We start from the raw sequence: 14,597 nt of genomic DNA on the forward strand, positions 1-14,597 counted from the left end.
TAAGCGATGATTAAGGCTGTGTTTTTTAATGTAAGTTACAAGTGTGACTAATGACGGGTTAGCACGTAAAAATGCGATTTTTTATTTGTATTGCAATATAACTAGTATGTATATTGTGTGGTCAATCGCAAGCGTCACAGACCATGTAACATAAATGTCCGCCGAAACATTAAATCAGCGGATTATGGATTTACTAATGAGGCAGTGATGTAATTTCTTTTTTTGATCAATGGATAAATAATAAAGTGTTAGGCTATTGTACGCCGAATTAGCGCGTAGGATGACTGTTACTTATCATTAATTGCCGCCTGAGATGGATGGTAAAAAATATGTTTGCATGGGTGGCGTGGTTAAGATAATAATGCTTTCGGTTAGGCCATTATAAATAGCGCCCTAGGGCAGTAATTGCAAAGTTAATAAACTATTAACTTGCTAAGTGTAAGTTTAAATAAGTGCCTGGTGACCGATATCTCTCTTTAATGCTTTGCGGTCATTAATGCTTAACTCTCCTTTGCTATTAAAATAACAAGGATGCATCGATGATGAGTAGTGATAACCTTCTCAGGAATATACATGAAATAAATCTATCCTATCTCTTACTTGCCCAGGAGCTTATCAAAAAAGATAAGAAGGTAGCGGGATTCCGCCTGGGAGTGGGTGAAGACACGCTCGATAAACTGGCGGGACTTTCACTGTCTGAATTGATAAAGCTTGGCGAGATCAATCAGCTTATTTGCCTGCTGCGCCTGGACGACGAACAGATCATCAATTGCCTGACGCGCGAATCCCGTGTCGATGAGTTACAGCAGGTCCATACAGGGATTGTGCTGTCTACGCAGTTGCTTAATTCAGCGACTCCCGATCCTACCCGTTTGCTTAAGGAATGATCCCGTGTACAGGAAAAGTATCATGCAGGAATCCAGGGACATACAGCTGGCCATGGAGCTGATTGCGCTTGGCGCCCGGCTACCCATTCTGGAAAATGAAACCTGCCTGAGCCGCAGTCGATTGCTAAGATTGTATAAGGAAGTCAAAGGAACGCCGGCACCTAAAGGATTGTTGCCATTTTCCGCAGACTGGTTTCTGTCATGGGAGCAAAATATACACTCTTCCGCCTTTTACAACGCTTATCTTTGCCTGATTCGCGTAGGAAATATCCCGACAATCGAGGCAATGATAAAAGCTTATAGGCTGTATCTTGAGCTGTGCCCGCAGCGTCAGGATGGCGGGCCGTTGCTCGGGTTGACCCGAGCCTGGATATTGCTCCGTTTTATCGACAGCCAATTACTGGGTCAAACGCGCTGCAAGCTATGTGGGGGAGCATTTATTACTTATGCCTTTCACCCGCCCCATAACTTTGTTTGCAGCTTTTGCCATCCCCCTTCAAGGGCTGTTAAAAAGCGTAAACTTTCCCATGCCGCCGCCGATAATCGCATATATAACTTGAGACAACGGAATATGTGCAATGTAAAGCCATGTTGAACAGTGTGCACTGAATACCCTTTTCACAAACGGATTATTCCACCACTGGATACAACGTTCATTTTCCGGATGTCACCATCTTGTAAGGGATCACCGTGCTAGTTATCGTTGGTTATATCATTGTGTTTATGTCGATTTTTGGTGGATTTTTGTTGGCAGAAGGGCAACTCGGCGCTTTGTTTCAGCCAGCGGAGTTTATGATTATTGTGGGGGCGGGATTAGGTACCTTTATTGTAGGAAATAATGGAAAGGCCATATTTGCTACCTTAAAGTCGTTTCCGCGCTTGTTTCATTCATCGCGTTATAATAAAGCGATGTATATGGATGTCATGGCGCTGATGTATCGCCTGCTGTCCAAAAGCCGCCAATCAGGATTGATCACGCTGGAAAAAGAAATTGACGATCCGCACAACAGCGTCATTTTCGCCCACTATCCTTCATTGCTAGCCGATAAATTGGTTATCGATTTCCTGATTGATTACCTGCGACTCATGGTCAGCGGTAATCTTAACGTTTATGAAATTGAGGCGCTGATGAATGAGGAGATAGAAACCTATGAACAAGAAAATGATATCCCGGTAAGTAGCCTGTTGCAGGTGGGTGATGCGTTGCCCGCCTTCGGTATTATTGCGGCGGTGATGGGTGTAGTGAATGCTCTAGCCGCGGCGGACCGGCCTGCCGGCGAACTCGGCGCTTTAATTGCCAATGCGATGGTAGGAACGCTGCTCGGTATACTCCTGGCCTACGGTTGCGTTATGCCGCTGGGGGCGTTGCTTAAGCAGAAAGGCGATGAGCACATCAAGATGTTGCAATGCATCAGGGTGACATTGCTCTCTAGTTTAAACGGTTATGCGCCGCCGATCGCGATTGAATTCGGCCGCAAGACCCTTTACTCCTCCGAACGTCCCTCCTTCGATGAATTAGAAGCCCACCTGCGCAGAATAAAAAAAGCTGGTCTGATGGAATCGGCTGAAACGACGGTTAATTCATGAAAAAGCCTTCACCACCGGTTGTGATCAAATGGCGCAGGGCGCAGAATGCTAATCATTATGTCGGCTCGTGGAAGATAGCCTATGCCGACTTCATGACTGCAATGATGGCATTTTTTATGGTCATGTGGATGCTGGGGGCAACGACGCCGCAGCAGCGCGAGCAGATCGCCGACTATTTCAAGATGCCTTTGAAGGAGGCACTGACCCATAACGGTAAATTCAACATGGGTAACATTCCGCTGCCGGTTGACGCGAAAGACACCGACGGGCTGACGCGTCTGCGCCAGCGTGAACTGGAACATCAGCGGGATATTCAGCGTCTGAAGAATACCCGCCATCGTCTGGAGCAGATGTTGCGCAACGATCCGCGGCTGCGAGAATTGCAGCCGAATATGCGCATTACGCTGGTGCATGATGGATTGCGTATTGAAATTATCGACAGTAAAAAAAGGCCGATGTTCGCTACCGGCGGCACGGCGATTGCGCCTTATATGCGCAGTATTTTGCGTATTATTGCGCCGGTGCTTGATAATTTGCCCAATCGCATAAGCCTGGCCGGACACACGGATAATCAGCCTTATCTCAACGGCGAGCGTGGTTATGGTAACTGGGAGTTGTCGACCGATCGAGCCAATGCTTCGCGCCGTGAACTGGTGGAAGGCGGGTTGGCGGGCGATAAAATTCTCAGGGTTATCGGCATGGCGAATACCATGGCGCCGGCGGGAAAAGTTGATGATAACGCCGCCCAGCGGCGCATCAGTATCGTCATTCTGACCCGTGAGAAGGAAGAGGCTATCCGCCAGGAAAATACGCAAAGCGTCAGCGAAGAGATTGACGGCGGCAAGGATGCGGCAGCGCAATTGTGGCGATTGGCCTCGCCCCCGGCCGGCAAGGGATCGGCGCCCGCCTCATCCGCTAAGCCCGTCGCGCCAGCCCCGCCCAAGGCCGCATCCGCGACAGAGGTGTCACCCGCGGCGCAAGCTGACGCGGCGTCGTCCGCGCCGGTCAAGGGTAAAGGGTAATGGTGGCAGCGGCGAGAACACGCCGATATCGACCACCAGGCACACCCTGACGCTGCCTGTCGCCCCCCTTTTCAGCGCAACATGCCTAACGCTAATGCGCTGTGTTCAGCCCTCGACGAGGCGTGTCTGACCCTGCTGCGGGAGCTTGCGGTGCGCTGCATCTTACACCGGCACGGCGACCCGCCTCAGATCTTTATCTGCTATTGCGTATTTGCCTGACTCACGCCTGCGCGGCGCGGTCGTAAGACCGCTTACCGCGTCATCGGGGCCTGATGGACCGCCGTCTGAGTGCATCGTCCGGTAAAAGCCACGCGTATCCGGCGTTTCTTCACCTCATCAGATCATCTTGCGTTAAGTAGGCTAAAAGCCCTGAGATGACTTTTTGACTAGGTAAGGGCAGATTACCGTGGCCGAAGAAAGCGATCTGGAAAAAAGCGAGGCGCCCACCCCTCACCGGCTACAAAAAGCACGCAAAGAAGGCCAGGTCCCGCGTTCCAAAGAATTGGTGTCATGGCTGATGTTGCTGTCGGGCTGGAGCCTGTTATGGCTGGCGGGGGGGCATCTTGCCCAGGGTATGGGACTGATGCTGGAAAGCGGACTGACGTTTAGTTTCCACATCAACGGCGATCGGCACTGGCTGCTGGCGCAATTTTCCGGTCTGGTGCGTCAGGCCTTGCTGGCGTGCGCACCGTTGATCCTCGGCGTGACGCTGGTCGCCGCCGGTGCACCGATGTTGATAGGCGGCGTGATGTTTAGCAGCAAAGCCGTCAGCCTGGATCTCAAACGGTTGAACCCCTTTAGCGGGTTGAAACGGTTGTTTTCTATGCAGATGATTGCCGAATTTATCAAGACGCTATTTAAAGTTTGCCTGGTGGGCGGCGCCTGCGGCACCGCGTTGTGGTTTGTCTGGCCGCGGATGACACAGCTGGCGCAGGGCGCACCTCACAGGGTGATGGCTGAAAGCCTGTCGCTCATCAGCCAGTGTGTATTGGTGATAATCCTGGCCCTCATCCCTGTGGTGGGGTTCGACATTCTGTATCAGTTATTCAGCCATATGAAAAAACTGCGGATGTCGCGTCATGATATCCGCGAAGAATACAAAGAACAGGAAGGCGATCCGCAACTGAAAAGCCTGATTCGTCAGCGCCAGCGCCAACAGGCGCAGCAGCGGATGATGCAGGATGTGGCGAAGGCCGATGTCGTCATCCTCAACCCGACACATTATGCGGTGGCGCTGAAATATGAACAAATGCGTATGACCACGCCGCGGTTATTGGCGAAAGGGGCCGGCGCCGTCGCGCTGAATATCCGCCAGCGGGCGGAGCAGCATCGGATTCCGACTCTGGTGGCGCCGCCGCTGGCCCGGGCTCTGTTTCGGCACTGCGAGATAGGCAGCGCTATTCCGGTGGCGCTCTATGGCGCCGTGGCGGAAGTGCTGGCTTGGGTATATGGCTTGCGTCGCTGGCGCAAACAAGGGGGATTGCGGCCCCGTCAACCGGGCAACCTCACGGTACCGAAAGCAATGGATTGTGCAAAAGGGAGTATTTTTAATGGTAAACCTGGTAGCTAAACTGCATTTAACCGATTTCAGCCAGACCAGGTGGCAAATCTTTGCGGGCCCGATCGTCATCATCATGATTTTGTCGATGATGATCCTGCCCTTGCCCCCCTTCGCCCTGGACCTCTTTTTTACCTTCAATATCGTGCTATCGATAATGATCCTGCTGGTGGCGATGTTTACGCAGCGCACCCTCGATTTTGCCGCTTTTCCCACAGTGTTGTTATTTTCCACCCTGTTGAGGTTGGCGCTCAATGTGGCGTCGGCGCGGGTTATTCTGCTGCACGGGCATCGGGGGGAAGCGGCGGCGGGGCAGGTTATCGACGCGTTCGGTCATTTTCTGGTGGGTGGCAACTTTGCGATCGGTATTGTGGTGTTCGCCATTCTGGTGATTATCAATTTTATGGTAATTACCAAAGGGGCCGGACGTATAGCGGAAGTCGGCGCACGCTTTGTGTTGGACGGGATGCCGGGCAAGCAGATGGCTATCGACGCTGATTTGAACGCCGGGCTTATCGGCGAAGAAGAAGCCAAACAGCGGCGTGCGGAAGTGACACAAGAGGCGGATTTTTACGGCTCTATGGACGGCGCCAGTAAATTCGTCCGCGGTGACGCTATCGCCGGTTTATTGATCATGGCCATCAACTTGATTGGCGGCTTGTTGGTCGGCGTCTTGCAGCACGGCATGGATCTCGGCCGCGCGGGAGATACCTACACGCTGTTGACCATTGGCGACGGGTTGGTAGCGCAAATACCGGCGCTGGTCATCTCGACCGCCGCCGGCGTTATTGTCACGCGCGTGGCCACCCATCAGGACGTGGGTGAGCAGATGGTCAGCCAGTTGTTCAACAATCCCCGGGTCATGATGCTCTCCGCCGCGGTGATCGGTTTGCTGGGACTGGTGCCGGGGATGCCGAATGTCGTCTTTCTGTTATTCACATTGCTGCTGCTCGGCATCGCGTGGCTGCTGCGCCATCATACGGTGATGCGGGGGGAAGCGACGGCGGGGGGCGCGCCGAGGGATAATCCGGCGCCGGAAACCCGGCAAAACGAGGAAGCAAGCTGGGACGACGTGCAGACTGAGGATACCCTCGGATTAGAGGTAGGCTATCGGCTGATCCCGATGGTGGATAGCGGTCAGGGAGCGGAACTGTTAAAGCGCATACGGGGGATCCGCAAAAAATTCGCCCGTGAAATGGGTTATCTGCCGCCGGTGGTACATATTCGCGATAATTTAGAAATACCACCGACCCACTACCGCATCTTATTGCACGGAGTGGAAATCGGCTGCGGGGATACCTATCCCGAGTGCTGGATGGCCATCAATCCCGGTAGCGCCAACGATACGCTGCCGGGCGACCCGTGTCAGGAACCCGCGTTTGGCCTGCCGGCTGTATGGATAGACCAGGTACTGTGCGATGAGGCCAAGGCGCTGGGGTATACCGTGGTGGATGCTAGCACGGTGGTCGCGACACATTTCAACCAGTTGCTCATGCAGCATGCCGAGGAGCTGTTTGGCCGCCAGGAAACGCAGCAATTGCTGGAGCATTTGGGTCGTGAAATGCCCAAGCTTACCGAGGATTTGATCCCGGATGTGCTCTCGCTCACGACGTTGCATAAAGTCTTGCAAAATTTGCTGGCTGAACAGGTTTCGATCCGCGATATGCGCTCGATAGTGGAGTGTCTGGCGGAACATGCGCCGCAGCAAAACGATGTAGACATGTTAACCAGTCTGGTACGCCATAAATTGGCCCGCGCCATTACCCAACGCTGGTTTCCCGGTACAGGGGATATTCAGGTCATTGGCCTGGAGGTGGTTTTGGAGCAGGTGCTGATACAGGCGGTACAAAACGGCGGCGCGCTAGAGCCTGGCGTGGCGGATCGGTTGCTGGTCCAGGCCGAACGGGCGCTGCAGCGGCAGCTGGCACTGGGGGCGCCGACGGTTCTGCTGGTCAATCCGATTCTGCGCGCCATGCTTTCACGCTTTTTGCGCCGCTCACTGCCGCAGCTGACCGTGTTGGCCAGTACCGAAATCGCCGACAACCGGCCGGTGCGCTTTAATACGATGATTGGAGCGGCGGTTGACTAATCCCAATCCCGCCACCTCCCGGCCGCGGGACAATCTATTCCTGTAGATAGGACCTCCTATACCTTTTTTCCTCCTGTTATGGTTGATGAGCGTCCCGTTGGCGCAGGCGGCCGACACGGAATCAAGGTCGATGCCGGCGTGTTGCCGATAGCTTCGCCGACGTTTACGGCGCCGGCGCAAGTCCCTGAACGCAGCCGCGTAAATCAGTTACGTTGGCACATTCGATTACGGGTACCGCGCCGCCGCCTGGATTTAGCCTGATGCTGTGCGGTAAGGAGCGCTACGTACGGCTGCACACGCTTGTCGGGCAGGGCACTGGCTTGGTGGGCGCGCGCGGACCCTTTTATTTTGTTTATCGCTATACGCCGGATGGAAAATCATCGCCGCTCGAGGTATCGCAGCAGCTCACGGTTGATTTTACCTGATGCGCCGGCGTGGCGACAAAGGAAGGAAAAGTGTTGCGTATTAACGTCGCGTGAATCGATGAAAATCAGGCATTGATATCGAGATTTTGCAGCCGCATACCATGATGTGAAGCGCCGTCGGCGCAATAGAACATTTGTTGCGGAGCAAGTGCCTTTATCGCGGAGCTAAGGGAACGGACATGCGCCATTTGTGCTTCAAGGCTCACCCCGTTGCGTTGATTCAGCTCATGCAGATCCCGGGTTCGGGCCTGGATCAGCGCCCACAGGTCGTCCAGATCGGGATGGCATGCATAAGGCGCCCGCAATCCGCAGTTAACTTCAGCCCGCTGGCGCAGCGCATCGTAATAGGCTACCGCGCTAAGCTGCTGACTTTTGTCATGGGTAACGCCCTGTAGTGCAACGGGCTGCAGGGGCACAGCCATCAGTAATTGATACTCCGCCTGCAGTATCTGACCGAGTTTATCAAGCGCCTGGTCGAGCTGGCGTAACGCAAGCGTCAGATTATCCATTATCGTCTTGTCTCCGGCTTTTGGCGCGGTGAGTCGCATTAATTTTGCCAGGCATTCATCAGTAGGGCATCCGCCACGCGCCCTGAATCCATAATCAGCTTTCCTTGACCGATCGCATGCTGAAGTTGCGCGACGAGGTTGGGGTCGACATCTTGGCGACGCATTTGTAATCGGGTATCGCTAAGGGTTATCTCTTGACCGTGACGCAGGTCATTCACCACCGCCATGATGGCATGCGCGGGTAATGTGCGTTCTATGCTCATAGTTCACTCCTCGCCTGAGAATGGGACGGCTTACTGTTCTGCTTATCGGACCGGCGCGGTAAAACTTGAGAAAGGGAGTGCATTTTGCAACACCACGCCCTGATTATCGACCGCGCCGCTGACCATTTGGCCTGACGCCAGACGTACCCGCAGCGCATCCCCGACCGCGGCATCGCTCATGGCCTTGCCATAATGGCGAACTTGAAAACCAGGTCCACGGCTGACGACCGCCACCGGATTGCCCTGGCGGACTTTCCAGGGCGCGCGCAGCATATTGGCCGTCAGCGGCTGACCGGCTTGAATCGCACGGGTCGTGAGCGAGCCGGTCACCGGTTGCGTCGCGAATATCACATTGCGCGGCTGACCGGCCAGCTCCCCGTTTTCCCGTGCGACATTCTTGCTGCCAAGGGCGGTCCCCGAGGGCAGGCCGCGGGCCGCCACCCAATAATCGCCGCGGGCGCTAACCTTGATTTGCAAAAAATATCGCCGCGCGCCGCAGCGGGCGGTAACGCTCATATTGCCGCTCAGACGACCATAGCTTGCCAATTGTAATTGCGGCGACGGGCAGTCCGGCAACAGTCGCGCCGGCGTGATGAGCGTGACTTTCTGCACAAGAGAACGATCCGGGCGCTGCTGGCGTAATAGTGATTCCAGCCGCGTCACTAACGCGTCGCCACTTTCTGCCGCGGCGGATAAAGGAAATAAAAAAAGGCATAGCTGACTTAATGGTTTCCACCAAGAAGACGTTAGTCCTTTCATAGTATTTTCCCTAGTGTCGTCCCATTGTTAACGGCTGCCGTAATATGGGGAGTAAGTATAGAAACAGCGCGTAAGAATTATAAGGCTAAATAAACGGCGAATGAGCCACTATTTCGCCCATTGCCCGTGTAGGCATCTATTATAATTAATAATTAAATAACATGAATTATTAAAATAATGTTTAATAAAATAAATGAAGAGATTCATTTTCAACAGGCCGCGCTGAATATATTGAATCGGCGCCAGGACGTTCTGGCAGCCAATATCGCCAACGCTGATACACCGGGCTATCAGGCACGGGATATCCCGTTCACGCGGGAATTACGCCGTGCGATTGAACAGGGACAACAGCGGAGCAATAACCTGAGTTTATCACTCACTTCACGGCAGCATATACCGGCGGAGGGGGTTGCCCATGCCGATCACAGTTTGCTTTATCGTATTCCCGATCAGCCCTCCGCGGATGGCAATACGGTAGATATGGATCGCGAGCGGGTGAATTTCGCCGATAACGGCATGAAATATCAGGCTAGTCTGTCCTTCATCAATGGGCAAATCAAAAGCATGATGTCTGTTCTTTCCAAAGGATAAATCTGTATGTCGCTATTTAGCATATTTGATATCTCCGGTTCGGCGCTGATGGCGCAATCACAGCGTTTAAACGTCAGCGCGAGCAATATGGCTAACGCTGACAGTGTCACGGGCCCCGATGGCGAGCCTTATCGGGCAAAACAGGTGGTTTTTCAACTCGATGCCGCATTGGGTCAGCCGGTGGGCGGCGTGCGGGTGAGCCAGGTGGTTGAGGATCCTGCTCCCTGGCGGCTGGTTTATGATCCGGGCCATCCGCTGGCCAATGACCGCGGTTATATCCGAATGCCCAACGTCAATAGGGTTGCGGAAATGGTGAATACGCTGTCCGCGTCACGCAGCTATCAGGCTAATGTTGAGGTCATCAATAGCGCCCGGTCGATGATGATGAAAACCCTGGCGATGGGCCAGTAAAGGACAAACCGATGGAATTAGCAGGTCTGGCGCCCAGTGAGTATTCCCGCGGCGCTTCCCCCCTTTTGGCGTCGCGGAATGCATCGGCAACGGGGAATAACTTCGCCTTGAACGCGCAGACGCGCGGGGCATTAAAAGCCGGCAACAATGATGCCGCGATCAGCGACAGCCGCGCCGCGACGTCGGCCATGGACGCCCAGTCCCAGGGTACCCAGGAATTGATGGATAATTTTCTGCAAATGATGCTGGCGCAGATAAAAAATCAGGATCCCACCAACCCCATGGACAACAACCAGCTCGCCTCACAAATGGCGCAGATGCATGTCGCCCTCGGGGTGGAGAAATTAAATAACACCGTGCTGGGCATGGGGAACATGGTCAATAGCGTGCAGGCGGTCAATTTGTCCAATTGGGTGGGTCGCACCGTGCTTATTGTCGGTAAGCCTTCGGTTTCGTTTGAGGGGCAGACGGCTTATGGTTTTGAATTGCCCAGCGGCGCGGATGAAGTCCGGGTGACCTTCACCGATGAGCAAGGCAAAACCTATACGCAAGACTACAAAGATGTGAAACCTGGCGCCTATAAATTGGATATCTGCAAGACGCAAACGATGCCGCCGATCGTTCTTTCCCCTCTTGATGATGAGAAAGCCAAACACTATGACGTTAGCATTGAAGCTAAAAACAAAGATGAAAGCCGTCCGACGGTAAACGCCCTTAAGGCCGCCAAAGTCGAAAATGTCTTTTTCAGCAACGGTAGCGCGAAATTGGCGTTGGGGTTAGACGGCTCTATTTATCTTAAGGATGTCATATTGGTTGAATAATTAATCTATACATCCAATACCACTACATTTCACCTAAAGAGGATTATCACTATGGGATTCGCTCAGGGAGTCAGCGGCCTTAACGCCGCAGCGCAGGCGCTGGATGTGATCGGTAATAATATCGCCAACGCGCAAACGGTCGGATTCAAATCATCATCGGCCTCTTTTGCCGATATGTTTTCGGAATCGATGATAGGACTTGGGGTGCAATTGGCGGGGGTGCAGCAAGACTTCAATGACGGCACGATGATTGCGGGGGCGGGTAATATCAATATGGCGATTGCGGGAAGCGGTTTTTTCCGCCTCGCGGATAATGGCGGGAAAATTTACTATAGCCGCAACGGCGAGTTTGAGCGCAATAAATATGGAGAGATCGTTAATAAACAGGGTAAATATCTGACCGGTTACAAAGCCACCGGCACGCCTTTGGGAAATATTACCGTGCCCGATACGCCGATGCCAGGAGCGGTATCTACAGAAGGCAGTTTGGGTGACAACCTTCCCTCCAACTCTGAACCACCGAAAGTCGCGGAATTCGATATTAAAGAGCCGAAAAGTTATAACTACTCCACGCAGTTTACTGCCTATGATAGCTTGGGTAATCCGCACAACATCAAGGTTTATTATATTAAGGGAAAAGAGGCTGGTCAGTGGACGGTAAAATGCTATGACGAAACCGCGCCTGTATTATTAGATCCCAATGATAAAGATAAAAAACCTAAGATATTTAGTCAAGACATCACTTTTGATGCGTACGGTAATCTTGATGAAAAAACAACTCCAAAGCTCCCCTTTGAAAGCGCAAAACTCAATGGGGCGAATGAATTAAAGTTTGACATTACGCTCTTCGGGCTGAAACAGCAGGGTACCGAATGGACAATGAGTTTACCCCAGACCAATGGCTATGCGGTGGGCAAATTCAACGGCTATTCCGTCGGCGATAATGGGGAAATTATCGCAAGCTACAGTAATCAGCAGACCCAACTGATAGCGCAGGTAGTGATGGCCAGTTTCACCAACACCGGCGGTTTGCAGCCCAGCGGGGATAACTGCTGGACAGAAACCGGCGCCTCCGGCGCACCGCTTATCGGCACCTCCGATACCGGTAGCTTTGGCGTCATCAGGGGCAAGATGCTGGAAGCCTCGAATGTGGATATGAGCAACGAGCTGGTCAAAATGATGACCCAGCAGCGCAACTATCAATCCAATGCCCAGACGATTAAAACCCAGGATCAGCTGCTGCAAACGCTGGTCAGTATGCGCTGAGGATAATGTGCCATGGATCGCGCGATATATACCGCCATGGGCGCGGCCTCCGCAGCGCTGACGCAACAGAGCGTGGCCGCCAATAATCTGGCCAATGCGGCGACTACCGGCTTTCGGGCGCAACTGGCCGCCTTTCGCGCCGCGCCGGTCAACGGGCCGACCCTAGCCACCCGCACGCTGGTCGTACCGTCGGTGCCGGGCAACGATTTTTCCCCTGGCCCTATTAATATCAGCGGCAACAATCTCGATGTGGCCCTGGACCAGCACGGCTGGCTGGCGGTGCGGTTGCCCGACGGCGGCGAAGCCTATACCCGCAACGGCCGGATCGAGATCGATAGCGCGGGAGGGCTCAGGGTGCAGAATTACCTGCTGCTGGGCGCCGATAGCCAGCCGCTGACGGTGCTGCCCGGCGCGGCTGTGACCTTCGGCCCGGACGGCACGCTGTCCGTCCTGGGCGACGGCGATGAGCCGAAAACCCTTGTCCAGATTGGCCAGCTAAAGCTGGTTCGTCTCGAACCCGACAGTTTGCGCCACGACGATAGCGGCTTGTTTAATCTCACCGATACCGCGCGCGCGCAACGCGGCGCCGTGCTGCCTGCGGATCCTACGCTGCGCCTGACGCCCGGCGCCTTTGAGGGCAGCAACGTCAGCCCGGTCCAGACCATGGTGGAGATGATAGGCAACGCCCGCAGCTTTGAAATGCAGATGAAAGTTATCAGCAACGTCAACGATAACGCCCGCGCCGGTAATCAGCTGTTGGCTATCGGTTAAGCCAGGAAGGAGAAAAGAACATGATGCGCTCTTTAATGATTGCCAAGACCGGTCTCGAAGCGCAGCAGACCAATATGGACGTGATTTCCAACAATATCGCCAACGTGTCCACCATGGGATTTAAACGCCAACAGGCGGTATTCGAGGACCTGCTCTATCAAACCGTGCGCCAGCCGGGCGCCAAATCTTCCGAACAGACCACTATTCCCTCCGGACTCCAGCTGGGCACCGGCGTGCGGCCCGTTGCCACTACACGCATCCATTTGCAGGGCGGGTTGACCAATACCGGTAATCCCACCGATGTGGCCATCGAGGGGTCGGGCTTCCTGCAGGTACTGATGCCGGACGGCACCAACGCCTACACCCGCGATGGATCACTACAGCGCGATCAGTACGGCCAATTGGTGACCTCGAGCGGCTATCCCATCCAGCCGGCGGTGATGATACCCAACGGCGCCTCCAATCTGACCATCAGCAAAGACGGTTTAGTCAGCGTCGCGTTACCCGGACAAACCGAGCCGCAAGAAGTGGGGCAATTGAACCTCGCCACGTTCATCAACGATGCCGGTCTGCAAAGCCTGGGGGAAAACTTGTACTACGAGACGCCCTCCTCCGGCGCACCGATGGAGAATAAGCCCGGCATGAACGGAGCTGGCGCGCTCAAACAGCAATTCCTGGAAAACTCCAACGTCAACGTCGCCCAGGAGCTGATTACCATGATCCAGGCCCAGCGCGCTTATGAGTTGAACAGCAAAGCGATATCCACCTCCGATCAGATGCTGCAGCGACTCGCGCAGCTCTAGGGGCGCCATCAGGGGGCCGGCGTCCGGCCCCGCTTTTTCTTCTCACCTGCGTGATCAACATTTATGGAAAATATGACTCAGCTCACATCGCCAAGGTTCGCTGGGTGCCGGCGTCACGGCACGCGCGCCGCGCACCGCGCCCTTATCAGGGGAAGCGGCATTGCCCTGGCCACTCTACTACTCGGCGGTTGCGCCGCGCCGCCGCCTCGTCCGCTGGTGGCCGGTGCGACTACCGCGGCACCTGCGGCGCCCATGCCCATCGCCGTTAATGGCTCGGTGTTTCAGCCCGGCCAGGCGATGAATTATGGCTATCAGCCGCTGTTTGAGGATCGCCGGCCGCGCAATATTGGCGACACGCTGACGATTATGCTGCAAGAAAACGTCAGCGCCAGCAAAAGCTCCTCCTCCAACGCCGATCGCAAAGGCAACGCGGATTTGGGCATTAACGCCCTCCCCAGCATGCTGAACGGGTTAATCGGCGGCGATCGTCTGGCGACGGATATCGAGAGTAGTAACGGTTTTAACGGCAAGGGGGGCGCGGCCGCTAAAAACACCTTCAGCGGGACCATCACCGTAACCGTGATCGACGTCCTCACCAACGGCAATTTACGCGTCGTGGGGGAAAAGCAGATTGCCATTAACCAGGGCACGGAATTCATCCGTTTTTCCGGCATCGTCAACCCCCGCACTATCGATGGCAACAATCAGGTGGTGTCGACGCTGGTTTCCGACGCGCGAATCGAATATGTCGGCGATGGCTATATTAATGAAGCACAGCAAATGGGTTGGTTACAGCGTTTCTTCCTTAACTATTTCCCCTTTTAAGGATAAGGAA

The 14,597-nt window shown here is 54.3% G+C and carries 17 protein-coding genes; 14 read left to right on the forward strand and 3 right to left on the reverse strand.

Going from position 1 to position 14,597, the window contains the following annotated elements:
- Positions 1-539: 539 nt before the first annotated feature.
- The 7 genes from flhD (at position 540) to SGP1_RS28820 (ending at position 7,568) form a co-directional block, all read left to right on the forward strand.
- A complete protein-coding gene (flhD, locus tag SGP1_RS00220; protein WP_011409886.1) occupies positions 540-887 on the forward strand; it encodes a flagellar transcriptional regulator FlhD in 348 nt (115 codons plus the stop codon).
- A gap of 4 nt (positions 888-891) precedes the next feature.
- The gene (gene flhC, locus SGP1_RS00225) at positions 892-1,482 is read left to right on the forward strand and encodes a flagellar transcriptional regulator FlhC (RefSeq protein ID WP_011409887.1); all 591 of its coding nucleotides are present in this window, start codon (positions 892-894) and stop codon (positions 1,480-1,482) included.
- Between the two features lie 95 nt (positions 1,483-1,577).
- Positions 1,578-2,474 (forward strand): flagellar motor stator protein MotA, encoded by an 897-nt coding sequence (gene motA / locus SGP1_RS00230; RefSeq protein ID WP_011409888.1) that lies wholly within the window; start codon positions 1,578-1,580, stop codon positions 2,472-2,474.
- Positions 2,471-3,496: a flagellar motor protein MotB gene (gene motB, locus SGP1_RS00235; protein WP_011409889.1), complete on the forward strand. Its 1,026-nt coding sequence runs from the start codon at positions 2,471-2,473 to the stop codon at positions 3,494-3,496. Before motA ends, motB begins: the two co-directional genes overlap by 4 nt.
- A 406-nt stretch (positions 3,497-3,902) precedes the next feature.
- Positions 3,903-5,066: a flagellar biosynthesis protein FlhB gene (gene flhB / locus SGP1_RS00240; protein WP_011409890.1), complete on the forward strand. Its 1,164-nt coding sequence runs from the start codon at positions 3,903-3,905 to the stop codon at positions 5,064-5,066.
- A complete protein-coding gene (gene flhA / locus SGP1_RS00245) occupies positions 5,047-7,143 on the forward strand; it encodes a flagellar biosynthesis protein FlhA (protein WP_011409891.1) in 2,097 nt (698 codons plus the stop codon). The genes flhB and flhA overlap by 20 nt, the downstream gene beginning before the upstream one ends.
- Before the next feature lie 212 nt (positions 7,144-7,355).
- On the forward strand, positions 7,356-7,568 hold the full coding sequence (locus tag SGP1_RS28820) for a flagellar protein FlhE (protein ID WP_148203309.1): 213 nt from the start codon (positions 7,356-7,358) through the stop codon (positions 7,566-7,568).
- A 65-nt stretch (positions 7,569-7,633) separates the two neighbouring features.
- On the opposite strand, the gene SGP1_RS00255 is transcribed toward SGP1_RS28820, so the two are convergent.
- From SGP1_RS00255 to flgA, 3 genes are read right to left on the reverse strand one after another with little or no spacing between them, the layout of a single operon-like run.
- A complete protein-coding gene (locus SGP1_RS00255; RefSeq protein ID WP_011409892.1) occupies positions 7,634-8,077 on the reverse strand; it encodes a flagella synthesis protein FlgN in 444 nt (147 codons plus the stop codon).
- Positions 8,078-8,115: 38 nt separating this feature from the next.
- Positions 8,116-8,340, reverse strand: coding sequence for a flagellar biosynthesis protein FlgM (locus SGP1_RS00260; protein WP_011409893.1), 225 nt, complete (start codon positions 8,338-8,340; stop codon positions 8,116-8,118).
- A 42-nt stretch (positions 8,341-8,382) separates the two neighbouring features.
- The gene (flgA, locus tag SGP1_RS00265) at positions 8,383-9,003 is read right to left on the reverse strand and encodes a flagellar basal body P-ring formation chaperone FlgA (protein WP_050747273.1); all 621 of its coding nucleotides are present in this window, start codon (positions 9,001-9,003) and stop codon (positions 8,383-8,385) included.
- Between the two features lie 273 nt (positions 9,004-9,276).
- Between flgA and flgB the strand changes: the two genes are divergently transcribed.
- The 7 genes from flgB to SGP1_RS00300 all read left to right on the forward strand — a co-directional run bounded on the left by flgB (position 9,277) and on the right by SGP1_RS00300 (position 14,587).
- A complete protein-coding gene (flgB, locus tag SGP1_RS00270) occupies positions 9,277-9,690 on the forward strand; it encodes a flagellar basal body rod protein FlgB (RefSeq protein ID WP_011409895.1) in 414 nt (137 codons plus the stop codon).
- A gap of 6 nt (positions 9,691-9,696) precedes the next feature.
- Positions 9,697-10,101, forward strand: a complete 405-nt coding sequence (gene flgC, locus SGP1_RS00275) for a flagellar basal body rod protein FlgC (protein WP_011409896.1) — start codon at positions 9,697-9,699, stop codon at positions 10,099-10,101.
- A gap of 11 nt (positions 10,102-10,112) precedes the next feature.
- On the forward strand, positions 10,113-10,922 hold the full coding sequence (locus SGP1_RS00280) for a flagellar hook assembly protein FlgD (protein WP_011409897.1): 810 nt from the start codon (positions 10,113-10,115) through the stop codon (positions 10,920-10,922).
- 51 nt (positions 10,923-10,973) lie between these two features.
- Complete coding sequence (gene flgE, locus SGP1_RS00285) at positions 10,974-12,188, forward strand: flagellar hook protein FlgE (protein WP_011409898.1); 1,215 nt, start codon at positions 10,974-10,976, stop codon at positions 12,186-12,188.
- Between the two features lie 12 nt (positions 12,189-12,200).
- Positions 12,201-12,959, forward strand: a complete 759-nt coding sequence (locus SGP1_RS00290; protein ID WP_011409899.1) for a flagellar basal body rod protein FlgF — start codon at positions 12,201-12,203, stop codon at positions 12,957-12,959.
- Positions 12,960-12,979: 20 nt separating this feature from the next.
- A complete protein-coding gene (gene flgG, locus SGP1_RS00295; RefSeq protein WP_011409900.1) occupies positions 12,980-13,762 on the forward strand; it encodes a flagellar basal-body rod protein FlgG in 783 nt (260 codons plus the stop codon).
- A gap of 63 nt (positions 13,763-13,825) precedes the next feature.
- Positions 13,826-14,587, forward strand: a complete 762-nt coding sequence (locus tag SGP1_RS00300) for a flagellar basal body L-ring protein FlgH (protein ID WP_011409901.1) — start codon at positions 13,826-13,828, stop codon at positions 14,585-14,587.
- Positions 14,588-14,597: the final 10 nt, after the last annotated feature.

Origin of the sequence: Sodalis glossinidius str. 'morsitans' (genome assembly GCF_000010085.1) — a bacterium.
In the GTDB taxonomy this organism is placed as follows: Bacteria; Pseudomonadota; Gammaproteobacteria; order Enterobacterales; family Enterobacteriaceae; genus Sodalis; species Sodalis glossinidius.